At 56.2% G+C, this 26,985-nt stretch carries 24 protein-coding genes; 11 read left to right on the forward strand and 13 right to left on the reverse strand.

The window, feature by feature from the left end:
- Positions 1-4: 4 nt before the first annotated feature.
- Both CW267_RS04565 and CW267_RS04570 read right to left on the reverse strand, forming a co-directional pair.
- Positions 5-1,681, reverse strand: coding sequence for an FAD-dependent oxidoreductase (locus tag CW267_RS04565; protein WP_100781120.1), 1,677 nt, complete (start codon positions 1,679-1,681; stop codon positions 5-7).
- Positions 1,678-2,499 (reverse strand): shikimate dehydrogenase family protein, encoded by an 822-nt coding sequence (locus CW267_RS04570; protein WP_039102904.1) that lies wholly within the window; start codon positions 2,497-2,499, stop codon positions 1,678-1,680. The genes CW267_RS04565 and CW267_RS04570 overlap by 4 nt, the downstream gene beginning before the upstream one ends.
- Positions 2,500-2,651: 152 nt before the next feature.
- On the opposite strand from CW267_RS04570, the gene CW267_RS04575 reads away from it, so the two are divergent.
- A complete protein-coding gene (locus tag CW267_RS04575; protein ID WP_004177256.1) occupies positions 2,652-3,410 on the forward strand; it encodes an IclR family transcriptional regulator C-terminal domain-containing protein in 759 nt (252 codons plus the stop codon).
- Positions 3,411-3,446: 36 nt separating this feature from the next.
- On the opposite strand, the gene CW267_RS04580 is transcribed toward CW267_RS04575, so the two are convergent.
- From CW267_RS04580 to CW267_RS04615, 8 genes are all read right to left on the reverse strand, one after another.
- A complete protein-coding gene (locus tag CW267_RS04580) occupies positions 3,447-3,779 on the reverse strand; it encodes a hypothetical protein (protein WP_032732607.1) in 333 nt (110 codons plus the stop codon).
- A 250-nt stretch (positions 3,780-4,029) separates the two neighbouring features.
- A complete protein-coding gene (gene cyoE, locus CW267_RS04585) occupies positions 4,030-4,917 on the reverse strand; it encodes a heme o synthase (RefSeq protein ID WP_002891629.1) in 888 nt (295 codons plus the stop codon).
- An 11-nt stretch (positions 4,918-4,928) separates the two neighbouring features.
- Positions 4,929-5,258 carry a cytochrome o ubiquinol oxidase subunit IV gene (locus tag CW267_RS04590; protein WP_002891634.1) on the reverse strand — a complete coding sequence of 110 codons (330 nt, stop codon included), beginning with the start codon at positions 5,256-5,258 and terminating at the stop codon, positions 4,929-4,931.
- Positions 5,258-5,869: a cytochrome o ubiquinol oxidase subunit III gene (locus CW267_RS04595; RefSeq protein WP_002891635.1), complete on the reverse strand. Its 612-nt coding sequence runs from the start codon at positions 5,867-5,869 to the stop codon at positions 5,258-5,260. Before CW267_RS04595 ends, CW267_RS04590 begins: the two co-directional genes overlap by 1 nt.
- On the reverse strand, positions 5,859-7,850 hold the full coding sequence (cyoB, locus tag CW267_RS04600) for a cytochrome o ubiquinol oxidase subunit I (RefSeq protein ID WP_012542690.1): 1,992 nt from the start codon (positions 7,848-7,850) through the stop codon (positions 5,859-5,861). The genes CW267_RS04595 and cyoB overlap by 11 nt, the downstream gene beginning before the upstream one ends.
- 19 nt (positions 7,851-7,869) lie before the next feature.
- Positions 7,870-8,814, reverse strand: coding sequence for a cytochrome o ubiquinol oxidase subunit II (gene cyoA / locus CW267_RS04605; protein WP_008805398.1), 945 nt, complete (start codon positions 8,812-8,814; stop codon positions 7,870-7,872).
- 479 nt (positions 8,815-9,293) lie between these two features.
- Positions 9,294-10,769: a muropeptide MFS transporter AmpG gene (gene ampG, locus CW267_RS04610; RefSeq protein WP_008805399.1), complete on the reverse strand. Its 1,476-nt coding sequence runs from the start codon at positions 10,767-10,769 to the stop codon at positions 9,294-9,296.
- Positions 10,770-10,812: 43 nt separating this feature from the next.
- Positions 10,813-11,391: a lipoprotein gene (locus CW267_RS04615; protein WP_004204800.1), complete on the reverse strand. Its 579-nt coding sequence runs from the start codon at positions 11,389-11,391 to the stop codon at positions 10,813-10,815.
- 302 nt (positions 11,392-11,693) lie between these two features.
- On the opposite strand from CW267_RS04615, the gene bolA reads away from it, so the two are divergent.
- The 9 genes from bolA to CW267_RS04670 all read left to right on the forward strand — a co-directional run bounded on the left by bolA (position 11,694) and on the right by CW267_RS04670 (position 22,252).
- Positions 11,694-12,011: a transcriptional regulator BolA gene (gene bolA, locus CW267_RS04620; protein WP_002891649.1), complete on the forward strand. Its 318-nt coding sequence runs from the start codon at positions 11,694-11,696 to the stop codon at positions 12,009-12,011.
- A 345-nt stretch (positions 12,012-12,356) separates the two neighbouring features.
- Positions 12,357-13,655 (forward strand): trigger factor, encoded by a 1,299-nt coding sequence (gene tig, locus CW267_RS04635; protein WP_008805401.1) that lies wholly within the window; start codon positions 12,357-12,359, stop codon positions 13,653-13,655.
- Positions 13,656-13,964: 309 nt separating this feature from the next.
- Entirely contained in the window at positions 13,965-14,588 is a 624-nt protein-coding gene (gene clpP, locus CW267_RS04640) for an ATP-dependent Clp endopeptidase proteolytic subunit ClpP (protein ID WP_002891804.1), read from the forward strand.
- A gap of 250 nt (positions 14,589-14,838) precedes the next feature.
- On the forward strand, positions 14,839-16,113 hold the full coding sequence (clpX, locus tag CW267_RS04645; RefSeq protein ID WP_008805402.1) for an ATP-dependent protease ATP-binding subunit ClpX: 1,275 nt from the start codon (positions 14,839-14,841) through the stop codon (positions 16,111-16,113).
- 183 nt (positions 16,114-16,296) lie between these two features.
- Positions 16,297-18,651, forward strand: a complete 2,355-nt coding sequence (gene lon / locus CW267_RS04650) for an endopeptidase La (protein ID WP_004151336.1) — start codon at positions 16,297-16,299, stop codon at positions 18,649-18,651.
- A gap of 209 nt (positions 18,652-18,860) precedes the next feature.
- Positions 18,861-19,133: a nucleoid-associated protein HU-beta gene (gene hupB / locus CW267_RS04655; RefSeq protein WP_002444653.1), complete on the forward strand. Its 273-nt coding sequence runs from the start codon at positions 18,861-18,863 to the stop codon at positions 19,131-19,133.
- A 214-nt stretch (positions 19,134-19,347) separates the two neighbouring features.
- Entirely contained in the window at positions 19,348-21,222 is a 1,875-nt protein-coding gene (gene ppiD, locus CW267_RS04660) for a peptidylprolyl isomerase (RefSeq protein WP_012968827.1), read from the forward strand.
- A 148-nt stretch (positions 21,223-21,370) separates the two neighbouring features.
- Positions 21,371-21,739: a helix-hairpin-helix domain-containing protein gene (locus tag CW267_RS04665; protein ID WP_016160379.1), complete on the forward strand. Its 369-nt coding sequence runs from the start codon at positions 21,371-21,373 to the stop codon at positions 21,737-21,739.
- 111 nt (positions 21,740-21,850) lie between these two features.
- Positions 21,851-22,252, forward strand: a complete 402-nt coding sequence (locus tag CW267_RS04670) for a YbgC/FadM family acyl-CoA thioesterase (protein WP_016160380.1) — start codon at positions 21,851-21,853, stop codon at positions 22,250-22,252.
- A 111-nt stretch (positions 22,253-22,363) separates the two neighbouring features.
- Here the strand turns inward: CW267_RS04670 and queC are convergent, their stop codons facing one another.
- Positions 22,364-23,065, reverse strand: coding sequence for a 7-cyano-7-deazaguanine synthase QueC (gene queC / locus CW267_RS04675; protein ID WP_008805406.1), 702 nt, complete (start codon positions 23,063-23,065; stop codon positions 22,364-22,366).
- A 66-nt stretch (positions 23,066-23,131) separates the two neighbouring features.
- Entirely contained in the window at positions 23,132-24,832 is a 1,701-nt protein-coding gene (locus tag CW267_RS04680) for an SgrR family transcriptional regulator (protein ID WP_100781119.1), read from the reverse strand.
- Between the two features lie 127 nt (positions 24,833-24,959).
- On the opposite strand from CW267_RS04680, the gene cof reads away from it, so the two are divergent.
- Positions 24,960-25,778 carry an HMP-PP phosphatase gene (gene cof, locus CW267_RS04685; RefSeq protein ID WP_016160381.1) on the forward strand — a complete coding sequence of 273 codons (819 nt, stop codon included), beginning with the start codon at positions 24,960-24,962 and terminating at the stop codon, positions 25,776-25,778.
- 44 nt (positions 25,779-25,822) lie between these two features.
- Here cof and CW267_RS04690 read toward each other — a convergent pair whose 3' ends face one another.
- Positions 25,823-26,875, reverse strand: a complete 1,053-nt coding sequence (locus CW267_RS04690) for a PLP-dependent cysteine synthase family protein (protein ID WP_032729445.1) — start codon at positions 26,873-26,875, stop codon at positions 25,823-25,825.
- Positions 26,876-26,985 lie beyond the last annotated feature (110 nt).

Genomic DNA, 26,985 nt, shown 5'->3' on the forward strand with positions numbered 1-26,985 from the left:
CTGATTAGTGGGGGGAGTGTTGTGCCAGATGGCAGGCGGCGAGGTAGCCAAACGTCAGCCCCGGGCCGAGGGTGATGCCGGGACCCGGGTAGGTGCCGGCCATCAGCGAATCCATGTCATTTCCCACCGCGTACAGCCCCGCGATGGGTTTTCCTTCCACGTTGACGACCTGTGCATCGGCGGTGGTGACCAGGCCCCGCGACGTTCCCAGATCGCCGGTATAGAGTTTGATGGCATAGAACGGCGCGCTGAGCAGGGGGGCGTTACAGGCGTCAGGCTGATGACCCGGATCGCCCATCGCCCGGTTATAGCTGTTGCCGCCTTTAGCAAATTCCCGATCCACGCCCTGCGCGGCGTCGCGGTTGTAGCGGGCAACCGTCTCGCTCAGCGTTTGGGCATCCAGACCAAGCTGTTGCGCCAGCGTCTCCAGGGTGTCGGCTTTGTACAGATAGCCGGCGGCGATCAGGGCGTCATTATTGACCGGCGCCGGGCGTGCCAGCCCGAGGCCGTAACGCTTCATCGCCTGGGCGTCGCAGAGTAAAAAGCAGGGGGCATTTTCCGCTGCATCCTGCATCGCGCTGGCGAAATGGTGATAGGAGTTAGACTCGTTGACGAAGCGTACCGCCCGCAGATTGACGGCAATCACGCCCGGTTTGGCCCGGTCGGTTACCAGATGGGGGAAGCGCTCCTCGCTGCCGTCGGCCCGGGTCAGCACCGATACTGGCGCCCAGAAAAAGTTGGAGGCCTGATCGGCTCCCTCGCGAGCGTTAAGCGCCGCCGCGAGATGCAGCGCGGCGCCATCGTTGGCCGGCGGCGACATGGTGAAGTGTTCGCGGGTGTGTGGCCGATAGCGCGCCGCCAGCGCGCCCGCGGCAAAGCCGCCTGCGGCCAGCACCACCCCGCGGCGGGCGTGCAGCGTCTCTCTTTGCCCCTGATACTCAATCTCCACCCCGTGGACCGCGCCTTGCGCTTCGCACAGCGCCAGAACATTGACATTCAGCCGCAGGTTCATGCCTTTACGCAGCGCCGTTGTCGCCATGCGGGCAATCAGCGCATTGCCCATCGCTAGGCGGGTGCCGCGAGGGTACTTCACCCGGTCGCGGGCGTAGCGCAGCAGCAGCCGGGTGCAATGGGCCAGGGAGCGTAGCGAGCGCCGCATGTCGAGAAAATGTTGAATGTCGACGCGGTTGACCATCATCCCGCCAAACAGCAACATCCCCGGCGGCGGTGAACGCAGGTCGCGAAACGCGTCCCCCAGTTCACGACCGTCATACTCCACCACCTCCAGCGCACGACCGACGTCGACCGCGCCGGGTTCATCCGGATAGTAATCAGGGGAGAGCGGGCGCAGGCTATATTTCACCGCCCCCTCGCGCTCGAGAAAGGCCAGCGCCTCACGCCCGGCGCTAACAAACGCTTCGGCGAGATCTTCACGGTACTGGCTCTCGCCGATAATGGTCCGCAGGTAGGTTTTCATCGCCTCGGCGCTGCCGCTTTTACCCGCCGCACGCGCCTGATCGGTATCGTGCAGCCACACGGCGCCACCGGAGATAGCCGAGGTGCCGCCGAACTGGCCGGCTTTCTCCAGCATCAGCACCGACAGCCCTTTGCAGCTGGCGGTGACCGCGGCGGCAAAGCCAGCGGCGCCGCTGCCGATGACGATCACATCCCAGCTCTTCATGCTGCCGCTCCCTGCGCCGGCGGGATGGCGCCGATAAACTGGCCCATCAGCGTCATCTGCGCCAGCGCCATTTCCGGCCCGGTCTGCACCCGGCAGCCGCGGGCGGCGGCGAAAGTGAGCAACGGCGTCATCACCGGGGCGGTGACAACATCAGCCACGTGGGTGGCGCTGTCGAGCGTATCCAGCAGCGCCTGCGGCAGGGGCAGCTCATCAAATCCGGCCATGCCGGCCGGCGAGCCATTAACCAATAGATCGACGCCGTGAAGGGTGTCCGGCAGCGCGTTCAGTTGTACCGCCGGGAAGGCCTCAGCCAGAAGGTCATGCAGGCGTTGCCGGGTGGTCGGGTTTTGATCGTGCAGGGCCAGCTGACGGATCCCCGCCTCGCACAGTCCCCAGGCGATGGCGCTGCCGACGCCGCCGCAGCCGGAGAGCAGCGCCTGCTTACCTGCCGGCTGAAAACCCTGCGCCTCGGCGGCGAGCTGAAAGCCGACGCCGTCCAGCATATCGCCCTGCAAACGGCCATCCGCCAATTTGCGGATCACATTGATGGCGTTGAGTCGGCGGGCGCGGGGGGTGAGCTCGTCGACCAGCGCGGCGGCGCGCTGCTTATGCGGCACCGTCACCAGCACGCCGGTCATGTTCTGCCAGCCACGCAGAGCGTTGAGGTAGTCGACTACCGCGTCCGGGGCGATATCCACCGGGATCATGACGCTGTCCATGTGCTGTTCAGCAAAGTAGCGGTTGAAGTTATCCGGTGATTTGACCTGGGCGATCGGATGACCAATCACGGCAACAACCTGGGTAGTTCCACTGACCATTTCAAACCTCATTTGTTAAATGAATGTTGTGAAAGTATTTCAGTGGAAGCTGGGAGCGACAACGCAGAATTCGGACATGTCGGTTGTTAATCGCACGATCGCTGCGATAATCGCAGGAAATCGATAATGATGTTGCAAAAATGTGAGCGAATATGCAAAACACCATTCATCCACGCGATCTGATCGTCGGTTTACAAAAAGGGCTGGCGTTAATCCAGCTTTTTTCCAAAACCTGCCCAAAACTCACCGTCGCCCAGGCGGCGAAAATGAGCGGCCTGACGCAAAGCGCCGCGCGGCGTTTTCTGTTGACGTTGCTGCATGAGCGCTATCTGCAAACCGATGGGCGTTATTACTGGCTTACCCCGAAGACGCTGCGGCTTGGTCAGGCCTACGTCGATTCGGCGCAGTTTCCCCGCATGGTGCGGCCAATTGTCGAATACATCGCCAGCCGGACCGAGGAGCACGCCTCGGTAGGGGTGGTGGATGAAGATGAGCTGGTCTATATCGCCCGCAGCCGGCATACGCCATTTAACTCCACGTCGGTTCGGCTTGGGGAGCGGGTGCCCATCTTCTGTACCGCCGGGGGACGGTTATGGCTGGCTTCGCTGCCGGAAGCTGAGTGCGAGGCAGTTCTGCAGCGTATTACCCGGGAACAACGCACGCCCTATACGGTGACCGACGTCGCGTTGCTGATGGAGAAAATCGCCCAGGTGCGGCGCCAGGGTTATGCCACCATTGAACAGGAGTTTGAGATTGGCATGCTGGTGCTGGCGGTGCCGTTAACTGACAGGGAAGGAACCTGGTGGGGCGCGCTGAGTCTGACCAGCCATCAATCGCGCACATCGCTGGAAGCGTTATGTCACGACCATCTCGATCTGCTCTACAGCGCGCAGGCGATGCTGGTGAGCTAAACAGGGCAGCAGATGCGCTGCCCTCAAAGATGTTGCTTACGCCGACGCGTTGTTCAGGAAGCTGTTCCAGTTGCTGGCGGCGTTATCTACGAAGATGTTCCAGTTTTTGCCAGCGGTGAGGACAAAGTTTCCCCAGTTTTCGCTACCAGTGGTCACAAAGGTTTCCCAGTTTGACTGCCCGGTCAGGAAGGAACCAAACGCCATCGCGCTGTCGCCGACGAAGGAGGCAAACGCGCTGCCGGAGGTGAGAACAAAAGAGGTGAAGCCGACGCCCGAGTGGGCAACAAAGCTGGCGAAGCCGCTGGCCGCGCCGAACAGGTTAAAGCCACCGGAGATGTACTCCATTTCGTTTAGTGTTAACTCTTTCATTGCAATTCCTTGTAGTAATGATTTTCCAAATGGGTGGGTAAACCCGGTGCAAAAGGTAGCACTGCTGTCGTACACAGCGCGAGTCAGGTCCGCTGTGTATTAGCTCATTTTTTCCTCATTTTTTGGCAGGAGAGCAGCGTAAACGGCCGGAAGAGGGGAGGGGAGTATGAAATGAGAAAGAAAGCGGTGAGGAAGCAGAAAAGAAAAAGCCCCGTAAAAACGGGGCTTTATATCGCACTGGAGTGGGAGATTATCTCACGTAAGCCAGCAGGCTATGTGAATCCGGCACCATAAAGTCAACGGACATCATCACGGACAGCGCGGTGATGGCGACGATGGAAAAGACGAACAGCTTACGCGCCCAGACTTTATCATCGGCCACTTTATAGCCACGCAGCGCCATGCCCAGCCACCAGACGCTGACCGCTGCCGCCACGACCAGGTATTTATACCCGGCGTAGCCGCCCAGCGAGAGCATCAGGGTCGCCACGGCAAAGGCAACGATGTACAGCGTAATATGGTTTTTGGCGACCGAAATGCCTTTCACCACCGGCAGCACCGGAATGTTCGCCGCCTGATAATCCTTAAAGCGGAAAATCGCGATGGCGTAGGAGTGAGGCATCTGCCACAGGCTAAAGATAGCCAGCAGGATCGCCGCACCGCTGTCGAAATCACCGGTGACCGCGCAGTAGCCAATCACCGGCGGCGCGGCGCCGGAGAGTGAGCCAATCAGCGTGCCATAGACGGAGTGGCGTTTCATGTACAGGCTGTAGACGCCGACATAAACCACGAACCCCATCACCCCCAGCCAGCAGGCCAGCGGATTTGCGCCGAACCACAGCAGCATGAAGCCAGCAATACCCAGCAAGGTGGCGTACACCAGCGAAGCTTCTGGCGAGATCAGCCCTTTGACCAGCACCCGGTTTTTCGTCCGTTCCATCTTACGATCGATGTCCCGGTCGATGTAGTTGTTGAATACACAACCCGAGGCGACCACCAGGGATACTCCAAGGAGCGTCCAGACGAACAGCGGATAGTCGATGTGGCCTTTGGAGGCCAACAGGAAACCGCCGATCACGGAGATCAGGTTGCCAAAAATAATGCCTGGTTTCGTTACTTGCAGGTATTGCTTAAACATACTCGCCGCTCTTAGTGCATCATCATGTTGTAGTTCAGGTTCCACATAATCCAGATGGAGCCGACAACCACGATCGCAATGATGATTACGGTGAAGATAAATGCGGTCAGGTTCCAGCCTTCATCGGACTTGCTGTTCATATGCAGGAAGTACACGAGGTGTACCACGATCTGCACCACAGCGGTCACCAGAATGGTGCCAAGGATAACCGCATGCGAGGCGGAGCCACTCATCACCATGGCGAACGGAATGACCGTCAGTATGATGGACAGGATAAATCCTGTCATGTAGCTCTTCACGCTGCCGTGAGAAGCGCCGCTATGATCGGTAGAATGACTCATTACATCGCCCCCATCAGATAGACAACCGAGAACACGCAGATCCACACGACGTCCAGGAAGTGCCAGAACAGGCTCAGGCACAGGATACGCGTGCGGTTAGTGCTGGTCAGGCCACGACGTGAAACCTGGAACATCAGCACCGCCATCCAGATAAGGCCAGAGGTCACGTGCAGACCGTGGGTGCCGACCAGCGCGAAGAACGCCGACAGGAAACCGCTACGATCCGGACCGAAGCCTTCCATGATCAGGTGATGGAATTCATAGATTTCCATCCCGATAAAGCCAGCGCCAAACAACCAGGTCAACGCCAGCCAGGAAACCACCTGGCTCTTGTTGTTTTTGTACATGGCGATAGCCGCCATGCCGTAGGTGATGGAGCTGAACAGCAGCAGTGCGGTTTCAACCAGAACGAACGGCAGTTCGAAAATATCTTTGCCCGTCGGTCCGCCGGCTGTGCCGTTCACCAGAACGGCATAGGTAGCAAACAGCGTAGCGAAGATGATGCAGTCGCTCATCAGGTAGATCCAGAAACCGAATACCTTCATCGGTCCTGTATCATGGTGCCCGTGTTCATGCGCGTGGGCAGTATGCGCAAGAGTATCAGTTGCCATTTTTCAGCCCTGCTTTGTTAATCTCATCGAAATGCTGTTTTTCCAGTTTTTCGACTTCTGCAACCGGTACGTAGTAATCCACGTCCTCGTCAAAGCTCTTAATAATCCAGGTCGCTACGATGCCGATGAAGCTGGCAATCGCCATCCACCAGATATGCCAGATCATGGCGAAACCAAATACCGTAGCGAAGGCGGCAATGACGATGCCGGCGCCGCTGTTTTTCGGCATATGAATTTCTTCATAGTGAGCAGGCTGTTTGTACGCTTCACCTTTCTCTTTCATTTCCCAGAAGGCATCACGCTCGTGAACCTGAGGAACGATAGCGAAGTTATAGAACGGCGGTGGAGAAGAGGTTGCCCACTCCAGCGTACGACCACCCCATGGGTCACCGGTCAGGTCACGGTTCTGATCGCGGTCGCGAATAGACACGTAGAACTGAATCAGCTGGCACAGGATACCGCAGGCGATCAGCGCTGCACCGCAAGCTGCAACAACCAGCATCGGGTGGAACTGCGGATCGATCTGCTGGCTCAGACGACGGGTCATACCCATGAAGCCCAGCACGTACAGCGGCATAAACGCCACGAAGAAGCCGATGATCCAGAACCAGAAAGCGCGTTTGCCCCAGGTTTCGTTCAGGGTGAAGCCAAAGGCTTTCGGCCACCAGTAGGTCAGACCTGCGAAGCAACCGAATACTACGCCGCCGATGATAACGTTATGGAAGTGCGCGATCAGGAACAGGCTGTTATGCAGAACGAAGTCCGCGCCCGGTACCGCCAGCAGCACGCCAGTCATCCCACCGACGGAGAAGGTCACGATAAAGCCGATAGTCCACATCATCGCTGAGTTGAAGACGATGCGACCCTGATACATGGTGAACAGCCAGTTGAAGATCTTAACCCCGGTCGGGATCGCGATAATCATGGTAGTAATACCGAAGAAGGCGTTTACGTTCGCGCCAGCACCCATGGTGAAGAAGTGGTGCAGCCAAACGATGAACGACAGAACGGTAATACAGACGGTTGCCCACACCAGAGAGGTGTAACCGAACAGACGCTTACGCGAGAAGGTCGCGGCGATTTCGGAGAAGACCCCGAACACCGGCAGAACCAGGATGTACACTTCCGGGTGACCCCAGGCCCAAATCAGGTTGATGTACATCATCATGTTGCCACCCATATCGTTGGTAAAGAAATGGGTGCCCAGGTAACGATCCAGGGTCAGCAGCGCGATGGTGACGGTCAGAATTGGGAAAGAGGCGATAATCAGGATGTTAGCGCACAGAGATGCCCAGGAGAATACCGGCATCTTGAACATGGTCATGCCCGGGGCGCGCATCTTGATAATGGTCACGAAGAAGTTAATACCGGTCAGGGTAGTACCGATACCGGAGAGCTGCAGCGCCCAAATCCAGTAATCGACCCCTACGCCAGGACTGTATTCAATTCCCGACAGCGGCGGATAGGCCAGCCAACCGGTCTGCGCGAACTCACCGACGCCCAGAGACAGGTTAACCAGAATCACGCCCACAACGGTGAACCAGAAGCTCAGGTTGTTGAGGAACGGGAAGGCCACGTCGCGCGCGCCGAGCTGAAGCGGAACCACCAGGTTCATCAGACCGATAACGAACGGCATCGCCACGAAGAAGATCATGATAACGCCGTGGGCGGTAAAGATCTGATCGTAGTGATGAGGCGGCAGGAAGCCTGCTTCCCCGGCCGAGGCCAGCACCTGCTGGCTACGCATCATAACGGCATCAGCAAAGCCACGCAGCAGCATGACGATTGCCACGATAACGTACATGATACCGAGACGTTTGTGGTCGACAGAAGTCAGCCACTCGTTCCACAGGTAGGACCACTTACCGAAGTAAGTGATGGCAGCCAGAAGCGCCAGTCCCCCAATGATAATCGCAGCCACCGTAACCACGATAATGGGTTCGTGGTAGGGCACTGCATCCAGTGTAAGTTTTCCGAACATCGTTTTCTTCCTCGGCCCCTTAGTGAGCGGTTTCCGCGTGGCTCATGTCCATGCCTTCCATCCCGTCGTGAGCAGCGTGCTCGCCTTCAGGTTTGGACATGTTCATGCTCTCGTGAGACATGAATTTGTTCACAACATCTTTGAACAGATCCGGCTTCACGTTAGAGAAGTATTCCACTTTGTTGTATTCGCTAGGCACAGCCACTTTATCGAACGCGGCCATGGAGTCCATGGAGTTCGGCGACTGTTTGGCTTTTTCAACCCACTGATCGAAGGTTGCACGATCCGGAGTAGCAATCGCTTTGAACTTCATACCTGAGAAGCCCGGGCCACTGTAGCTAGCGGAGATACCGTCATAAGTACCAGCTTCGTCAGCAATGAGGTGCAGTTGAGTCTGCATCCCGGCCATTGCGTAAATCTGGCTACCTAAGCGCGGAATGAAGAACGAGTTCATCACCGAGTTAGAGGTCACTTTGAAGTGTACCGGTACGTTCGCCGGGAAGGCGATTTCGTTAACGGTAGCAATACCCTGTTCCGGATAGATAAAGAACCATTTCCAGTCCATCGAAACGACTTCGATGGTGATTGGTTTCTCGTCGTGGGCAAGCGGTTTGCTTGGCTCCAGTGCGTGAGTGGTTTTCCAGGTCAGAACGGCCAGGAACAGGATGATCAGAATAGGTACCGTCCAGACCACAGCTTCCACTTTGTTGGAGTGTGACCAGTTCGGGCTATACTTCGCATCTTTATTGCTCGCGCGATACTTCCAGGCAAATCCTACTGCCATCAAGACGGCGGGAATAACGACAATCATCATCAGGCCGAAGGCCGTCAGAATCAAAGAGCGTTGCTCCAGTCCAATCTGTCCTTTTGGGTCAAGGAGTGCAGAATCACAACCACTGAGTAATACAGTACTTGCGATTAATGACATCCATCCCAAACTTTTATTGTATTTCCTGAGTCTCATTGAACGACCTCAATTCCACGGGATCTGGTGGCGTTTAAAGTGTACGGGCATTTTACGGTAAGGTTGCATTACTGTAAACATGATTGGATCTCTGTCAGTTCTGTGTTAGCGGCTTCTGCTTGGTTTGTCACATATGTTACGTAGTGTTACGTAATCGCTTGCAAAGCCTGATTTTCGTGGGATTGATAACGAAAGGGATAAGAAAAGGAGTGCTTAGCGGCGAATGGGCATAACCACCCAAAAATTAGAACAATTGTTTAACATTTAATTATCAAATAAAAGACATTGTGAAAACCTAAAATAAAATCGCCGTAGCTGAATCGGTTAAATTATTTAAAGAATCGAATGAAAACTGTCAATAATTTCCAGAAATCAAAAACGCACAAAACAACAAATAGCGCGGCGGGCAATATAAAAGCGTTAATAAGCCGTTATAATTACGTTTCGTAATTACAACGGCTAATAATGATGCAGCTTCCTTAAATCAGGCGAGTTTTACGCAGCGCCAGGTAGTCGAGCAGACCGCCGAACAAAATACCGCCCACCGCAGTCAGCGCCGCAACCTCCAGCAGACCGGACAGGAAAGAGAAGGCGGTGTAATCCAGGGCGTTCATGATCAGCAGTACCAGCCATACCGCCAGCAGCAGGCAGCCCAGCGCCAGGATCCTTAACGCCAGCGCATAGGCTTGCGGGTATTCGCTTCGCGGCATAAAGCTTGCTGTGCGTTGGGTATGCTCAAGCGTTTGCCGGCACAATAGCAGCAGCACGATCCCCGGTACCGCCGCAACGACCGAGAAGAGATAGAACGTCGACCAGCCGTGTGCCTCGACAAACCAGCCGGCGATCGGCCCAACGTACACGCGGCCGACCGCGGACAGCGCAGAGAGCAGCGCGAACTGGGTAGCGGAAAAGGATTTATTGCACAGCGTCATCAGCAGCGCGACAAACGCCGCCGTCCCCATTCCCCCGCACAGGTTTTCAAAGAACACGGCGGTTGCCATGGAATAGAGGTGCTTATCGGTAATCGACAGCAGCCAGTAGCCAGCGTTGGAGACCCCCTGCAGCACACCGAAGATCAGCAGCGCCCGAAACAGCGTCAGCCGCTGCATCAGGACCCCGCCATACAGGGCGCCGAGAATGGTGGCAAACAGGCCTAAGGTTTTGTTCACCATCCCCACTTCGCCGGCGTCAAAACCGACGCCGCGGATGAGGAAGGTGGTGGTCAGGCTCATGGCAAACGCATCGCCAAGCTTATAAAGGACGATGAGCAGCAGAATCAGCCAGGCGTTATTGCGACCGAAAAAATCGCGCAGCGGTTCGGCGACCGCCTGCTCCAGCGATCTGGGAACCGGGATAACGTCGCTCGGCTCGGGCGCCAGCAGTGTGGCGATGATGCAGGGCACCAGTAGCGCCGCCATCAGCCAGTACATCCCCTGCCAGCCGAGATAGCGGTCGGCAAGCCACAGTGCCAGCCCCCCGGATACCAGCATCCCGAGGCGATAACCCAGCACGCTGATCGCGGCGCCAGCGCCGCGCTCTTCCGCTGGCAGAACGTCGGTTTTCCAGGCGTCGAACACAATATCCTGTGACGCCGAGCAGAAGGCGATCACCACCGCCAGCGCCGCCATCCAGCGGAGCTGGGAGACAGGCTCAAGAAAGCCCATCGCCGCGATGGCCAGCAGGAGCAGGACCTGGGTAGTCAGCAGCCAACCGCGACGACGCCCAAGAAACGGCGGCGTATAGCGGTCCATTAGCGGGGACCAGAGAAATTTAAAGACATAGGCCTGGCCGACGAGTGAGAAAAAACCGATCGTTTTCAGATCGATATTTTCCACTGTCATCCAGGCCTGCAGGGTACCGGAGGTGAGGGCCAGCGGCAGGCCTGAGGCGAAACCGAGGATCAGCAAAATCGCTGATTTCGGCTGTTGAAAAATGCGTAAGTAGTGACTGGACATAGCATAAAGCACGAACCCGGCCGCGGCCGGGTTCGTGGTGGCATTAACGCGCGTTTTGCTTGATGAAATCGTGGATGCTGGTGTCCTGCGCCATATCGGCGATGGTATCGGTCAGGACGCTGTTGACGGCATCAGCGATGTTCTTGTTCGAGGCCTGGAAGGCGCCTTCAACGGAATAGCTGGCGCGGTAGTTTTTGGTCATCTTCGTGCCGTTTGCCGCGGTGGCGATGATGGCGATATCGGCTTTCGTGGCGATGTTGTAGCGCACGTTGCCCTGGGAGACGTCAGCGTAGAGTTTATTGACAATAATCTGCAGATCGACCGCACCGTTCGGGCCAATCATGTAGCCGCGAGCGGTCATCTGTTTCTCCAGCACTTCCTGCAGCAGGAAGCGCAGATCGCGCGAGGCGGTGAGGGTGACCTGCTGATTGTCGCGCGTGACTTTCGCCAGCGCCTGGTCCGGACGCTGATCGGCGCCGTTGATGCTGACGGTCACGCCCATCAGGCTCGGATCCTGCTGCGGCAGCGTGATTTTCGGCGATACTTCAATGGTGGTCGGCGGCGTGGCGCATCCTGCCAGCATAAACATGGCGACCAACGGGAAAAGGATCTTCTTAAGCATGTTCAGGTCTCAACGCATGGTGTTGTTATAAGGAAAATTACCGCCATCATAGCATTGCCAACGGCAAGGGGAAGTGGCAACGCGTGTAAATCCATCGCCCTGGCGGTTTTCTGAGCGTCCCGCCATGGTTAATCGCTCTTTCCCCGGCGGATCTGGCGACCAGAGCCAGTAAACGTGATACTTTTGAATGAAAATATCAGAACAATGCTAATTTTTTGTTGTTTTCTCCTAATGGAAGCGGTAAAAGCGGCTAACATTTAAATGGAGTGGCGGCATCTCAGCGTTGTCGGAGGAGAAAATTCATGATGATACGTGAACAGATCGAAGCAAAACTTAGAGCAGCGTTCGACCCGATGTATCTCGAAGTCGTGGATGAAAGTTATCGTCACAACGTCCCAGCGGGCTCTGAAAGTCATTTTAAAGTGGTGTTAGTGAGCGATCGCTTCACTGGCGAGCGTTTCCTCAATCGCCACCGTATGATCTACGGCACGCTAACCGAGGAGCTGTCGAATACGGTGCATGCCCTGGCGCTGCACACCTATACGATAAAAGAGTGGGAAGCATTACAGGATACGGTTTTCGCCTCGCCGCCTTGCCGCGGTGCGGGGAGTATCGCCTAGAAATCCCATTTGCAACCGCTGGCGCTTTTCCAGTATGTTGCTTGCAGATTTAGCAAAAACGGCCTACGGGCCGTTTTGTTTTGCCTGGAAAATGCGCAAAGTGAGCGCTTTTGCGGACAAATTTGAGCGGGAAATGTGAAAAATGCCGCAGCAGTGGGCGACAACCGTTCTCGACTCACAAAAGTGATGCCGCTATAATGCCGCGTCTTATATATGAATGTCTTCGGGATGATTCTGACGACAGGGAATGTGTTTCTGATTTGAAGAGGGCATCCCGGTTCTGCGAAGCCACCTACACGCGCTTCCAGAGTTGACCGAGCACTGTGATTTTTTTGAGGTAACAAGATGCAAGTTTCAGTTGAAACCACTCAGGGCCTTGGGCGCCGTGTAACGATTACTATCGCCGCTGACAGCATCGAGAATGCTGTCAAAAGCGAGCTGGTCAACGTAGCGAAAAAAGTTCGCATTGACGGCTTCCGTAAAGGCAAAGTGCCGATGAATGTTGTTGCTCAGCGTTATGGCGCATCCGTTCGCCAGGACGTGCTGGGCGACCTGATGAGCCGTCATTTCGTTGACGCGATCATCAAAGAGAAAATCAATCCGGCCGGTGCGCCGAACTACGTTCCGGGCGAATACAAACTGGGCGAAGACTTCACCTACGCGGTAGAGTTCGAAGTGTATCCGGAAGTTGAACTGCAGGGTCTGGACGCGATCGAAGTTGAAAAACCGGTTGTTGAAGTGACCGACGCTGACGTTGACACCATGCTGGAAACCCTGCGCAAACAGCAGGCGACCTGGAAAGACAAAGACGGCGCCGTTGACGCTGAAGATCGCGTCACTATCGACTTCACCGGTTCCGTAGACGGCGAAGAGTTCGAAGGCGGCAAAGCCTCTGACTTCGTACTGGCGATGGGCCAGGGTCGCATGATCCCGGGCTTCGAAGATGGTATCAAAGGCCACAAAGCGGGCGAAGAGTTCACCATCGACGTGACCTTCCCGGAAGAATACCACGCAGAAAACCTGAAAGGTAAAGCGGCTAAGTTCGTTATCAACCTGAAAAAAGTTGAAGAGCGTGAACTGCCGGAGCTGACTGAAGAATTCATCAAACGTTTCGGCGTTGAAGATGGTTCCGTCGCTGGCCTGCGCGCTGAAGTGCGTAAAAACATGGAGCGCGAGCTGAAAGGCGCTGTGCGTAACCGCGTGAAGTCTCAGGCTATCGAAGGTCTGGTTAAAGCCAACGAGATCGACGTTCCGGCTGCCCTGATTGACAGCGAAATCGACGTGCTGCGTCGTCAGGCTGCTCAGCGTTTCGGTGGCAACGAGAAACAGGCTCTGGAACTGCCGCGCGAGCTGTTCGAAGAGCAGGCTAAACGCCGCGTTGTTGTCGGTCTGCTGCTGGGCGAAGTGATTCGCACCAATGAGCTGAAAGCTGACGAAGAGCGCGTGAAAGGCCTGATCGAAGAGATGGCTTCTGCGTACGAAGATCCGTCAGAAGTGGTTGAGTTCTACAGCAAGAACAAAGAGCTGATGGACAACATGCGCAACGTGGCGCTGGAAGAGCAGGCTGTTGAAGCTGTGCTGGCGAAAGCCAAAGTGTCTGAAAAAGCCACTTCCTTCAACGAACTGATGAACCAGCAGGCGTAATTTCGCCGCGATTGTTTAAGGTTCGAGCAAAAACCCGTTGCCGAAAGGCGGCGGGTTTTTTTTTAAGATAATGATAGCCTCAGGCACGGTGCTAAAACGCATTTACCATGATAGCGTTACAGCAAAAGCTTGTTATGCTTGAAATATGGCAACACCATCCCCATTACCGGGGGAGGCAACTGCATACGCTATCGCACGCGTGTTGAAGAGGCGGTGACGCGTTCAGCGGATAGAAACTGTGGCTGATAATCCGTCCGTAAGGTTACAATCAGTGCAGCAGGTATTTTAAAATTACTCCAGGAGACGGAAATGTCATACAGTGGCGAACGAGACAACTTTGCACCCCATATGGCCCTGGTGCCGATGGTCATTGAACAGACCTCACGCGGTGAACGTTCTTTTGATATCTACTCCCGTCTGCTTAAGGAACGCGTCATTTTTCTGACCGGCCAGGTCGAAGACCACATGGCAAACCTGATCGTGGCGCAGATGCTGTTTCTGGAAGCAGAAAACCCGGAAAAAGACATTTACCTGTACATTAACTCTCCGGGCGGGGTGATCACCGCCGGGATGTCGATTTATGACACCATGCAGTTCATCAAGCCGGATGTCAGCACCATTTGTATGGGGCAGGCCGCTTCTATGGGCGCGTTTCTGCTGACCGCCGGGGCGAAAGGCAAGCGCTTCTGCCTGCCGAACTCCCGCGTGATGATCCACCAGCCGCTGGGCGGCTATCAGGGACAGGCGACGGATATTGAGATCCACGCCCGTGAAATCCTGAAGGTGAAAGGACGCATGAATGAGCTGATGGCGCATCATACCGGCCAGTCTCTTGAGCAGATTGAGCGTGACACCGAGCGTGACCGCTTCCTCTCCGCTGCGGAAGCCGTGGAGTACGGGCTGGTCGACTCTATTTTGACCCATCGTAATTGATGCCCGAGGCGCAAGGGTGCCGCTTTACGCTTCATCCTTCTCGCCGCGATTTTTCGGGTGGTTGGCATTTTTTCGGACGCTTGCCGGGCAGGCTTGCGGCCGGAGGCTTTGCCACCGCCTCGATGTAGCGCGAAGGATTTTGTGTATATACTAATGAAGGGCGGCACAACGCTATATGGCGGCTTGCGCCTGAGAATGGCATTTGCGTCGTCGTGTGCGGCACAAAGAACTTAAAAAGAGGTTTGGACTCATGACAGATAAACGCAAAGATGGATCGGGCAAATTGTTGTATTGCTCTTTTTGCGGCAAAAGCCAGCATGAAGTGCGTAAGCTGATCGCCGGGCCATCCGTGTATATCTGCGACGAATGCGTTGATTTATGTAACGACATCATTCGCGAAGAGATTAAAGAAGTTGCGCCGCACCGCGAGCGCAGCGCGTTGCCGACGCCGCACGAGATTCGCCACCACCTTGATGACTATGTCATCGGTCAGGAACAGGCGAAGAAAGTGTTGGCGGTCGCGGTATACAACCACTACAAACGTCTGCGCAATGGCGATACCAGCAATGGCGTAGAGCTGGGTAAAAGTAACATTCTGCTGATCGGGCCGACCGGTTCCGGTAAAACGCTGTTGGCGGAAACGCTGGCGCGCCTGCTGGATGTGCCGTTTACCATGGCAGACGCCACCACCCTAACCGAAGCGGGTTATGTGGGTGAGGACGTCGAAAATATCATTCAGAAACTGCTGCAGAAGTGCGACTACGACGTGCAGAAAGCGCAGCGCGGCATCGTTTATATCGACGAAATCGACAAAATTTCGCGTAAATCCGATAACCCGTCGATTACCCGCGACGTCTCCGGCGAAGGCGTACAGCAGGCGTTGCTGAAGCTTATCGAAGGCACCGTCGCCGCCGTTCCACCGCAGGGCGGGCGTAAACATCCGCAGCAAGAGTTCCTGCAGGTTGATACCTCCAAGATCCTGTTTATCTGCGGCGGCGCGTTCGCCGGCCTGGACAAAGTGATTTCCCACCGTGTTGAAACCGGCTCCGGCATTGGTTTTGGCGCGACGGTAAAAGCGAAGTCCGACAAAGCGAGCGAAGGCGAGCTGCTGGCCCAGGTCGAGCCGGAAGATCTGATCAAGTTTGGTCTGATCCCGGAATTCATTGGCCGTCTGCCGGTGGTGGCGACCCTGAATGAGCTGAGCGAAGAAGCCCTGATCCAGATCCTGAAAGAGCCGAAAAATGCCCTGACCAAGCAGTATCAGGCGCTGTTTAGCCTTGAGGGCGCAGAGCTTGAATTCCGCGACGAAGCGCTGGACGCCATCGCCAAGAAAGCGATGGCGCGTAAAACCGGCGCCCGCGGTCTGCGCTCGATTGTGGAAGCGGCGCTGCTGGATACCATGTATGACCTGCCTTCGATGGATGATGTCGAAAAAGTGGTCATTGATGAGTCGGTTATCGAGGGTCAGAGCAAACCGCTGCTGATCTACGGCAAACCGGAAGCCCAACAGGCATCTGGTGAATAATTAACCATTTCACTCAAGCAGTTAACAAAAAGGGGGGATTTTATCTCCCCTTTTATTTTTCCTGCATTCCCGCCGTTGAATGTGTGGAATACATCCCCATATACTGGATTACATATTAACGACGATGCAGTGGAGTATGGCGTCGTCGGCTACCTGGCGGACTTTAAACTAAGAGAGAGCTCTATGAATCCTGAGCGTTCTGAACGCATTGAAATCCCCGTATTGCCATTGCGCGATGTGGTGGTTTATCCGCACATGGTCATACCCCTGTTCGTAGGGCGGGAAAAATCTATTCGTTGCCTCGAAGCGGCCATGGACCATGATAAAAAAATCATGCTGGTTGCGCAGAAAGAAGCGTCGACGGATGAGCCGGGTGTAAACGATCTTTTCACCGTTGGAACCGTGGCGTCTATTTTGCAGATGCTGAAGCTGCCGGACGGCACCGTGAAGGTGCTGGTCGAAGGGCTGCAGCGTGCACGTATTTCTGCGCTGTCTGATAATGGCGAACATTTCTCGGCGAAAGCGGAGTATCTCGACTCGCCGGCGATTGACGAACGCGAGCAGGAAGTGCTGGTTCGCACCGCTATCAGCCAGTTTGAAGGCTATATCAAGCTGAACAAAAAGATCCCACCGGAAGTGCTGACGTCGCTGAACAGCATCGACGATCCGGCGCGCCTGGCGGATACCATCGCGGCGCACATGCCGCTGAAGCTGGCTGACAAGCAGTCTGTGCTTGAGATGTCCGACGTCAACGAACGTCTGGAATATCTGATGGCGATGATGGAATCGGAAATCGATCTGCTGCAGGTTGAGAAGCGCATTCGCAACCGCGTCAAAAAGCAGATGGAGAAATCCCAGCGCGAGTACTATCTGAACGAGCAAATGAAAGCGATTCAGAAAGAACTCGGCGAGATGGACGACGCCCCGGACGAAAACGAAGCGCTGAAGCGTAAGATCGACGCGGCGAAAATGCCAAAAGAGGCGAAAGAAAAAACCGAAGCGGAACTGCAGAAGCTGAAGATGATGTCGCCGATGTCGGCGGAAGCGACCGTCGTGCGTGGCTACATCGACTGGATGGTGCAGGTGCCGTGGAACGCGCGCAGTAAGGTCAAAAAAGACCTGCGTCAGGCCCAGGAGATCCTCGATACCGATCACTATGGCCTGGAGCGCGTGAAGGATCGCATCCTTGAATATCTCGCGGTGCAGAGCCGGGTGAACAAAATCAAGGGGCCAATCCTCTGTCTGGTGGGACCGCCGGGGGTAGGTAAAACCTCGTTAGGTCAATCCATCGCCAAAGCGACCGGACGTAAATACGTACGTATGGCGTTAGGTGGCGTGCGCGATGAAGCGGAAATTCGCGGTCATCGTCGGACCTATATTGGCTCGATGCCGGGCAAACTGATCCAGAAAATGGCGAAAGTGGGGGTGAAAAACCCGCTGTTCCTGCTGGATGAGATCGACAAAATGTCTTCCGACATGCGCGGCGACCCGGCTTCTGCGTTGCTTGAGGTGCTGGATCCGGAACAGAACGTGGCCTTTAACGACCACTATCTGGAAGTGGATTACGATCTCAGCGATGTGATGTTCGTGGCGACGTCTAACTCCATGAACATTCCGGCGCCGCTGCTGGATCGTATGGAAGTGATTCGCCTCTCCGGTTACACCGAAGATGAAAAGCTTAACATCGCCAAGCGTCACCTGCTGCCGAAGCAGATCGAACGTAACGCGCTGAAGAAAGGCGAGCTGACCGTCGACGATAGCGCCATTATCGGCATTATTCGTTACTACACGCGTGAAGCGGGGGTTCGTAGCCTGGAGCGTGAAATCTCCAAGCTGTGCCGTAAAGCCGTTAAACAGCTGCTGCTGGATAAGTCGCTGAAACACATCGAGATTAACGGTGAGAATCTGCATGATTATCTCGGCGTACAGCGCTTTGACTATGGCCGTGCCGATAGCGAGAACCGTGTAGGTCAGGTGACCGGTCTGGCGTGGACGGAGGTGGGGGGCGATCTGCTGACCATCGAAACCGCCTGCGTACCAGGCAAAGGCAAGCTGACCTACACCGGTTCGCTGGGTGAGGTCATGCAGGAATCGATTCAGGCTGCGCTGACCGTGGTGCGTTCGCGGGCGGACAAACTGGGCATTAACGCCGACTTCTACGAGAAGCGTGATATTCACGTCCACGTTCCGGAAGGGGCGACGCCGAAGGATGGTCCTAGCGCGGGTATCGCCATGTGCACGGCGCTGGTCTCCTGCCTGACCGGTAACCCGGTACGCGCTGATGTGGCGATGACCGGTGAAATCACTCTGCGTGGTCAGGTGCTGCCGATCGGCGGTCTGAAGGAAAAACTGCTGGCGGCGCATCGCGGCGGCATTAAGACTGTTCTGATTCCTGATGAGAACAAACGCGACCTTGAAGAAATTCCAGATAACGTTATCGCCGATTTGGATATCCATCCGGTGAAACGAATCGAGGAAGTTCTGACACTTGCGCTGCAGAACGAACCGTTCGGCATGCAGGTTGTGACCGCGAAATAGTGATTCTGCGCAAATTGCGCTAATAAAAATAGGGCTGGTAAGTCATTTCGGACTTGCCAGCCTTTTTTTGTGTAGCTAACTTAGATCGCTGGCAGGGGGGTCATTGACAACTGCTGTTGTAAGGGCATGACAGTCCTGATATAACTGCTGCGCGGTCGCACTATGAAGGACTCAGGTGCGATATAAATTATAAAGAGAGGAAGAGAACAGTGAATAAATCTCAACTGATTGACAAAATTGCTGCGGGTGCGGACATTTCTAAAGCTGCAGCTGGACGTGCGTTAGATGCTTTAATCGCTTCTGTTACTGAATCTCTGCAGGCTGGGGATGACGTTGCGCTGGTAGGTTTTGGTACCTTTGCTGTTAAAGAACGTGCCGCCCGTACTGGTCGCAACCCACAAACAGGTAAAGAAATTACTATCGCTGCCGCAAAAGTGCCGGGCTTCCGTGCTGGTAAAGCGCTGAAAGACGCGGTGAACTGATCGGCTTTCCCGTCAGGGAATGTGACGAAGTACAAGGGCGCATCGTGAGATGTGCCTTTTTTATTGCCTTTTCAGACCACTTTATGTGTGTTTATCGCCACTTGTGGGCTGACAATCACCCTGTTTTCTTGTCAAAATACGTCCTCACGCGCGGCGGCCATCACGTGCTATGCTGCGCGAGCTAAAGTCATCTACAGCGGAGCGTTGTTACACCATGATGGACAACCTACGCACGGCCGCCAACAGCGTCGTGCTCAAGATTATTTTCGGTATCATTATCGTCTCGTTCATTTTGACCGGGGTGAGTGGTTACCTGATTGGCGGTGGCAAAAACTATGCCGCAAAAGTGAATGGCCAGGAGATTGGTCGTGGGCAGTTTGAAAATGCCGTCGCCAGCGAACGTAACCGTATGCAGCAGCAGCTTGGCGACCAGTTCTCCGAGCTGGCGGCGAACGAAAACTACATGAAAACCATGCGCCAGCAGGTGCTGAACCGCCTGATCGATGAATCGCTTCTGGATCAGTATGCCCGCGAGCTGGGCCTCAGCATCAGCGATGAGCAGGTGAAGCAGGCGATCTTCCAGACCCAGGCTTTCCAGACGAACGGTAAGTTCGACAACCAGCGTTTCAGTGGTATTGTCGCCCAGATGGGGATGACCACCGATCAGTACGCTCAGGCGCTGCGTAACCAGCTGACCACACAGCAACTGATTAACGCCATTGCGGGTACCGACTTCATGCTGCCGGGTGAGTCCGATCAGCTGGCGGCGCTGGTGTCTCAGCAGCGTGTCGTCCGCGAAGCGACCATCAACGTGAATGCCCTGGCGGCAAAACAGACGGCCAGCGATGAGGAAATCAACGCTTTCTGGCAGCAGAATCAGGCCCGTTTTATGGCGCCGGAGCAGTTCCGCGTCAGCTATATCAAAATGGATGCCGCCAGCATGCAGGAGAGCGCCTCTGACGAAGAGATTCAGTCATGGTACGACCAGCATAAGGATCAGTTCACTCAGCCGCAGCGCAACCGCTACAGCGTGATTCAGACCAAAACGGAAGCCGATGCGAAAGCGGTGCTGGCCGAGCTGCAAAAAGGGGCAGATTTCGCCACGCTGGCGAAAGAAAAATCGACCGATATTATCTCTGCCCGCAACGGCGGCGATATGGGGTGGATGGAAGAGGCCTCTACGGTGCCAGAGCTGAAAGATGCCGGGCTGAAAGAGAAAGGCCAGCTGTCTGGCGTGATCAAATCCTCGGTTGGCTTCCTGGTGGCCCGTCTGGACGACGTCCAGCCGGCGCAGGTGAAGCCGCTGGCTGACGTGCGTAATGACATTGCGGCGAAAGTGAAGCAGGAAAAAGCGCTGGATGCTTACTACGCGCTGCAGCAGAAGGTGAGCGATGCGGCCAGCAACGATAATGAGTCGTTGGCGGGCGCGGCGCAGGTCGCCGGACTGAAGGTGGTGGAAACCGGCTGGTTTGGCCGCGATAACCTGCCGGAAGAGCTGAACTTTAAACCGGTCGCTGACGCTATCTTCAACGGCGGTCTGGTGGGTGAGAACGGCGCGCCGGGCAGCAACTCCGACATCATTACCGTTGACGGCGATCGCGCATTTGTTCTGCGCATCAGCGAGCACAAAGCCGAGGCGGTGAAGCCGCTGGCTGAAGTGAAGGCGCAGGTTAGCGATATCGTTAAGCACAATAAAGCGGAACAGCAGGCGAAACTGGACGCCGACAAGCTGCTGGCGGCGCTGAAAGACGGCAAAGGCGATGAAGCGATGAAGGCGGCTGGCCTGAGCTTTGGCGCGCCGCAGACGCTTTCCCGTACCGGCCAGGATCCGCTGAGCCAGCTGGCATTCACTCTGCCGCTGCCGCAGCAGGGCAAACCGGTCTACGGCGTTGGCAGCAATATGCAAGGCGATGTGGTGCTGGTGGCGCTGGATGAAGTGAAAGCAGGCAACATGCCGGAAGAGCAGAAGAAGGCCATGGTTCAGGGGATTACCCAGAACAATGCCCAAATCGCTTTCGAAGCGCTGATGAGCAACCTGCGCAAGGCGGCGAAAATTAAGCTGGGTGACAGCATCGACCAGCAGCAGTAATTTCGCGTCGTCTCGCAAAAATGAGCAACATGATGTAATCCTCAAGGGCCGCTTTCGCGGCCCTTTCCATTTCTGTGATTTACCTTTTGTCGGCCATCCGCACTGACGCTATCGTAACCTTGCTGTCTACACACAAGGAGATATCAGCATGAAATATGGAATAAAAACACTGATGGCCGCGGGCGTTCTGGTTTTCGCGGTAGGGGTACAGGGGGCGCAGGCGGCACCCGCCAGCGGTAAAGCGGTAGTGAATAAAGAAAATGTGCAGGCGACCGCTTCGGCGAAGGCGGAAGCGGTGCCCGGCGACACCGACAACGGGGCGACAAAAGTCAGCATTAACCACGCCAGCGCCGAACAGCTGGCGCAGGCGTTGAATGGCGTAGGGTTGAAAAAAGCCCAGGCCATTGTCAGCTACCGCGAAGAGTACGGGCCGTTCAAAACCCTCGATGATCTGAAGCAGGTCCCGGGAATGGGGAGCGCGTTGGTGGAGCGCAATTTAGCCCATCTGACGCTGTAAATTTTATGCCAGACCTTGCACAGCGGTGATTTTTTGCCAGGATAAAGAGGTTGCATCAAGTGGTGTGACCTCTTACCTCATAAACAACAATAACAGAAAGGCATTAGTGCTATGCAGACACAAATTAAAGTTCGCGGCTATCATCTGGACGTCTACCAGCATGTGAACAACGCACGTTACCTGGAGTTCCTTGAGGAAGCCCGCTGGGACGGCCTGGAAAACAGCCCCGCGTTTCAGTGGATGATGGAGAAAAACATCGCCTTCGTGGTGGTGAATATCAATATTAACTACCGTCGTCCGGCGGTGCTGGGCGATGTGCTGACAGTGAGCAGCAAACTGGAGCAACTCAACGGCAAAAGCGGCACCCTTAGTCAGGTGGTCACCCTCAACCCCAATGGCGAAGTGGTAGCCGATGCGCTGATTACCTTTGTCTGTATCGATTTAAAGACCCAGAAGGCGCTGCCGCTGGAAGGGGTGTTGCGTGAGAAACTTGACCAGATGAACTTGCGCTGACAACCGACGTGCGAGTGACGGGCCCACGGCAGGTGATGAACCCGTAGCCCCGGTAAGCGTCGCGCTACCGGGGAATTTGAGTCAAAGCTCCGGTAAATCGCGCCCCGGAGGCTATGCCTGTGCCAGCCCGGTTTTTTGCTTCATCACCGCCATTACGCCAACCTTGTCCCCCAGATACTGGTTGAGTCCGTTTGCGCGCAGGTTACAGGCGGCGCACTGGCCGCAGCCATCGCCCTTAATGCCGTTGTAGCAGGTGAGGGTTTCCTGGCGCACCAGATCCAGCTGACCCCAGAAGTCGGCAAGCGCCCAGGTCTCGGCTTTATTCAGCCACATCAGCGGCGTCTCAAAGCGAATGTCTTTCGCCATCCCAAGGCTGACGGCGTGGTGCAGCGCTTTGACAAACTCATCGCGACAGTCCGGGTAGCCGGAGAAGTCGGTCTCGCACACGCCGGTGATGATGGCTTCGGCTTTCACCTGATAGGCGTAGATTGCCGTCAGGGTTAAAAACAGAATATTGCGCCCGGGGACAAAGGTGTTGGGAATGCCCTCGGCATCAGGCTGATAGTCCGGTACCGGAATGTTATCGCGGGTCAGGCTGCTGACTGCCAGTTCGTTGAGCAGAGTGACGTCCAGCACTTTATGCGCGACGGCGCCCAGTTTCAGGGCGAGTTCGCGCGCAACGTCGATTTCCGCGCGGTGGCGTTGGCCATAATCAAAAGTGACGCAATGCACTTCATCATACTGTTGCAGAGCCTGCACCAGACAGGTGGTTGAATCTTGTCCTCCGCTGAAGACAACTACGGCGCGTTTCATGGCAATTCCTGACTAAATGAGTAAAGGCGCTATGGTAGCGCCAGACGCGCGCGGCGACCAGCTCTCTCACGTCAACGAGGCCGGCAGCCAGGCGCTGGCGAAGTCAAACCAGCCCCGGGCGTTGAGGCGCAGGCCATTAACCCCCGGTGGCGCGCTGATCCGATAGTTATACTTGAACAGCGGCGTCATGATGGCGTCTTCCATCAGACTGTTGAAGACGTTGCGCAGCGCATCGTTGCGGCTGCGGGCGTCGGGCTGAGACTGCACGGCGTCTAATGTCGCCTGCAGATGGGCATATTGCGCCCCGGTCAGCAAATTAGGCCACAGCATATCGCAGCGCAGCCACTGCTCCAGGGCGTACTCCGGCGCTTCGCCGATCAGTCGGTCGCCCATCATCAGGTCGGCCTGCCCCAGATGCTGACAGCCTTCCCAGTTTTTGGCGTCATGAAAAATGATCGTCAGTTCGCAGCCCAGCAGAGCCAGCCGTTGCCTCAGTTGCTCGGCCATCGCATGAAGCTCGACCGGCAGATGATAGAGCAGAGTGAGCCTGGCCGGCAGCGGCACCGCGTTGTTTTCCGGTCCCTGCGGGATGGACCATCCCGGCAGCACCTCATGGCTTGGCGTAATCAGATCCTCCTCCAGCGGCAGCGTTTCCAGCAGCGACGAGTGATGGATTATCGACACCAGCCGCTGGGCCTGCGTTTTACTAAGACGCGGGCTGTGGCGCAGGGTCAGATAGCAGAAGCCAAGGCTGATACGGTTGCTGACCTGGCGCAGATTGTGGAGCTCTTCGCGATCGCCGATGGTGATCTGCACCGGGTGGCGGCAGCTGGTGCCGAGATCGCGGTCAAAGAGCTGAGGAGTGATCCAGTATTCCACCGCCTGGATCAGCGGATGCTGCAGGTGATACCGGGGATGGTTCTCCAGGCGGACGAGTTCCGGACTAAACCGCTTCAGGCGGAATGGCCCGCAGCCGATGGCCGGATCGTCGGGATGCGCCAGCACGCTGCAGTAGCTGGCGAGACGGAACGGTAGCCAGTAGTCAGGACGATGCAGCGTGATGGTGAGACACTGGGCGTGAGTGACATCGATACGGCTGATGCTGGCGAAGAGGGTCCGTAAGGCGGGCAGCTCAAGCAGCAACTGTAACCGCTGCCGTAGCTGTGCGGTTTGCACCGCATCGCCATTGTGCCAGTACAGCGTGGAGCGAATGTAAAAATGCCAGCGCAGGCCGTCCGGCGAGACCTGCCAGTGATGCGCCAGATCGCCGATCGGCATATTGTCGCCTTCATCGAAGCGCGTCAGCCCGCCATAGATCTGCCCGGCCAGATGCTGCTCGGCGCGTCCGGGGAGAAAGCCAGGACGCAGCGGCTCCAGTGGGCGATAGTAAGGAATACGCAGCGTCGGAGTATTGTTTTGCCACTGACCGCCGAGGAAGGGATGGAGCAGGGCTTTCAGCTCCACCGGGGCCAGCTGCGCCAGCTCCAGCGCGTTTTGCTGCTGACCGTTGTTCAGCGCCTGCTCCATCATCTCGTTGCGCAGACTTTCCGGGGTTTTGTGAAATGAGAGCTGTCCGCGTTTGCCGCGCCCGGAGCTGGCCTGCCAGCTTAGCCACCCCGCCTCCTGCGCCTGACGCAGCAGAGTGCGGACGTGGCGTTCGCTACAAAAACAGCGCTCCGCCAGTTCGCCGACGGTCACCTGCTGCGGCGCCCCGGCTGAGGGTTGCCACAATCGCTGGTATTGATTTAAACGGTGTAAGAGTCGCATGGGGGCCGTCATCCACCGGGCCGCTGTAAACCCGGAACAATTAATAATATCTATTCACTATTACTTCCGTATATCCCAGGTGATACTGCAACACAAGCGAAGCCCATCACACATCGGGGAATACACCATGGCAAAACTGGCCGCATTTGATATGGACGGCACCCTGCTGATGCCGGACCATCGTCTCGGCGAGCAAACGCTCACCGCGCTGAAACGGCTGCGGGAACGTAATATCACCCTGACGTTCGCTACCGGTCGCCATGTGCTGGAGATGCACCATGTGATTGGCGAATTTTCCCTGGACGCATTTCTGATCACCGGCAACGGGACGCGCATCCATTCGCTGGAAGGGGAGGAGCTTTATCGCCAGGATCTCGCTCCCGAGGCGGCGGAAGCGGTGCTGCACAGCAAATGGGATACTCAGGCCAGCATGCATGTGTTTAACGATGGCGGCTGGTTCACCGGTCAGGCAAGGCCTGAATTGTTGCAAGCGCATGTCTTCAGCGGCTTTCACTATCAACTGTGCGATCCGAAACGCATGTCGGCGCAGCATGTCACCAAGATCTGTTTTTGCGGCGATCATGACGATCTCCGCCGCCTGCGGATCCAACTGAATGAGACGCTGGGCGATCGCGCGTTTCTCTGCTTCTCGGCGATGGACTGTCTGGAAGTGCTGCCGGTCGGGTGTAATAAAGGTGCGGCGCTGGCGGTGCTCAGCCAGCACTTAGGCTTCACCCTGCAGGAGTGCATGGCGTTTGGCGATGCGATGAATGACCGCGAGATGCTGGGCAGCGTTGGGCGGGGTTTTATCATGGGCAACGCGATGCCGCAGCTGAAAGCCGAGCTGCCGCATCTTCCGGTTATCGGAGACTGCCGGCATCAGGCGGTCTCCCACTTTTTAACGCATTGGCTGGATAATCCTGATCTTCCTTATTCCCCCGAATAGAGAGACCCTTCCGGCAAGCCAGATAGTTTTCTATCTGGCTTTTTTTATCGCCTGCCGACCAGCGCGGCGATCTCCGCCTGCCTGGGCGCGATATCGCCGATATTGGCGGCCACCCACTGCGGGTTGTAATAGGTTTCCAGGTAGCGCTCACCGCTGTCGCACAACAGCGTGACGATGGAACCCGTTCGCCCTTCCTCGCGCATCCGCGCGGCCAGCTGCAATACGCCCCACATATTGGTGCCGGTAGAAGCGCCGACCTTGCGCCCAAGCTGTGTTTCCAGCCACAGGGCGGTGGCCACGCTCGCCGCATCCGGTACGCGCAGCATCTCGTCGACGACGTCGGGAATAAATGACGGTTCGACGCGTGGGCGGCCGATGCCTTCAATTTTGCTGCCGACCGGGCTGCGCAGGGTGGCGTCGCGGGTCTGCCAGTATTCGAGGAAGACCGAATTCTGCGGATCAACGACCATCAGCTGCGTCTCATGGCCCTGGCTGCGAATATAGCGGCCAATGGTTGCCGAGGTGCCGCCGGTGCCGGCGCTCATGACGATCCATGACGGCTGCGGGTGCGGTTCATGGCTCATCTGACGGAAAATACTGTCGGCGATATTGTTATTGCCGCGCCAGTCGGTGGCCCGCTCGGCAAAGGTGAATTGATCCATATAATGGCCGTTCAGCTCGCGGGCCAGCGTTTCGGAAGCATCGTAGATTTCGCAGGCGCTCTGCACAAAATGGCAGCGTCCGCCGTAAAACTCGATCTGTTCGATCTTACGTTTGGCGGTGCAGGAAGGCATCACGGCGATAAACGGCAGCCCCAGCAGGCGGGCGAAGTAGGCCTCCGAAACGGCGGTTGAACCCGAGGAGGATTCAATAATCGGCGTACCTTCTTTGATCCAGCCGTTGCACAGGCCATAGAGAAACAGCGACCTCGCCAGGCGATGTTTAAGGCTGCCGGTAGGGTGGGTGCTTTCATCTTTCAGATACAGGTGGATGCCCGGAAACGCGGGCAGCGCCAGACGGATCAGGTGCGTGTCGGCGGAGCGCTGATAGTCGGCGTTGATTTCGCTAATGGCATGTTTAACCCAGGCGCTATTCATCGTGATTTCCTGTTTGTCATTTTGTGCCTAGCTTAGCGGAAAGCGCAGGAAAAATTGTTGCCATTTAGCCTTTGGATTACCATTATGAGAGCAAAATTTTCTCTTCGGAT

This window comes from Klebsiella sp. X1-16S-Nf21 (assembly GCF_002837615.1).
Classification (GTDB): Bacteria; Pseudomonadota; Gammaproteobacteria; order Enterobacterales; family Enterobacteriaceae; genus Klebsiella; species Klebsiella variicola.

Bases quoted from the DNA above. Each gene is read 5' to 3' on its own strand.
- CW267_RS04565 (WP_100781120.1), bottom strand. From the start codon at position 1,681: ATGAAGAGCTGGGATGTGATCGTCATCGGCAGCGGCGCCGCTGGCTTT.
- CW267_RS04570 (WP_039102904.1), bottom strand. From the start codon at position 2,499: ATGGTCAGTGGAACTACCCAGGTTGTTGCCGTGATTGGTCATCCGATC.
- CW267_RS04575 (WP_004177256.1), top strand. From the start codon at position 2,652: ATGCAAAACACCATTCATCCACGCGATCTGATCGTCGGTTTACAAAAA.
- CW267_RS04580 (WP_032732607.1), bottom strand. From the start codon at position 3,779: ATGAAAGAGTTAACACTAAACGAAATGGAGTACATCTCCGGTGGCTTT.
- cyoE (WP_002891629.1), bottom strand. From the start codon at position 4,917: ATGTTTAAGCAATACCTGCAAGTAACGAAACCAGGCATTATTTTTGGC.
- CW267_RS04590 (WP_002891634.1), bottom strand. From the start codon at position 5,258: ATGAGTCATTCTACCGATCATAGCGGCGCTTCTCACGGCAGCGTGAAG.
- CW267_RS04595 (WP_002891635.1), bottom strand. From the start codon at position 5,869: ATGGCAACTGATACTCTTGCGCATACTGCCCACGCGCATGAACACGGG.
- cyoB (WP_012542690.1), bottom strand. From the start codon at position 7,850: ATGTTCGGAAAACTTACACTGGATGCAGTGCCCTACCACGAACCCATT.
- cyoA (WP_008805398.1), bottom strand. From the start codon at position 8,814: ATGAGACTCAGGAAATACAATAAAAGTTTGGGATGGATGTCATTAATC.
- ampG (WP_008805399.1), bottom strand. From the start codon at position 10,769: ATGTCCAGTCACTACTTACGCATTTTTCAACAGCCGAAATCAGCGATT.
- CW267_RS04615 (WP_004204800.1), bottom strand. From the start codon at position 11,391: ATGCTTAAGAAGATCCTTTTCCCGTTGGTCGCCATGTTTATGCTGGCA.
- bolA (WP_002891649.1), top strand. From the start codon at position 11,694: ATGATGATACGTGAACAGATCGAAGCAAAACTTAGAGCAGCGTTCGAC.
- tig (WP_008805401.1), top strand. From the start codon at position 12,357: ATGCAAGTTTCAGTTGAAACCACTCAGGGCCTTGGGCGCCGTGTAACG.
- clpP (WP_002891804.1), top strand. From the start codon at position 13,965: ATGTCATACAGTGGCGAACGAGACAACTTTGCACCCCATATGGCCCTG.
- clpX (WP_008805402.1), top strand. From the start codon at position 14,839: ATGACAGATAAACGCAAAGATGGATCGGGCAAATTGTTGTATTGCTCT.
- lon (WP_004151336.1), top strand. From the start codon at position 16,297: ATGAATCCTGAGCGTTCTGAACGCATTGAAATCCCCGTATTGCCATTG.
- ppiD (WP_012968827.1), top strand. From the start codon at position 19,348: ATGATGGACAACCTACGCACGGCCGCCAACAGCGTCGTGCTCAAGATT.
- CW267_RS04665 (WP_016160379.1), top strand. From the start codon at position 21,371: ATGAAATATGGAATAAAAACACTGATGGCCGCGGGCGTTCTGGTTTTC.
- CW267_RS04670 (WP_016160380.1), top strand. From the start codon at position 21,851: ATGCAGACACAAATTAAAGTTCGCGGCTATCATCTGGACGTCTACCAG.
- queC (WP_008805406.1), bottom strand. From the start codon at position 23,065: ATGAAACGCGCCGTAGTTGTCTTCAGCGGAGGACAAGATTCAACCACC.
- CW267_RS04680 (WP_100781119.1), bottom strand. From the start codon at position 24,832: ATGCGACTCTTACACCGTTTAAATCAATACCAGCGATTGTGGCAACCC.
- cof (WP_016160381.1), top strand. From the start codon at position 24,960: ATGGCAAAACTGGCCGCATTTGATATGGACGGCACCCTGCTGATGCCG.
- CW267_RS04690 (WP_032729445.1), bottom strand. From the start codon at position 26,875: ATGAATAGCGCCTGGGTTAAACATGCCATTAGCGAAATCAACGCCGAC.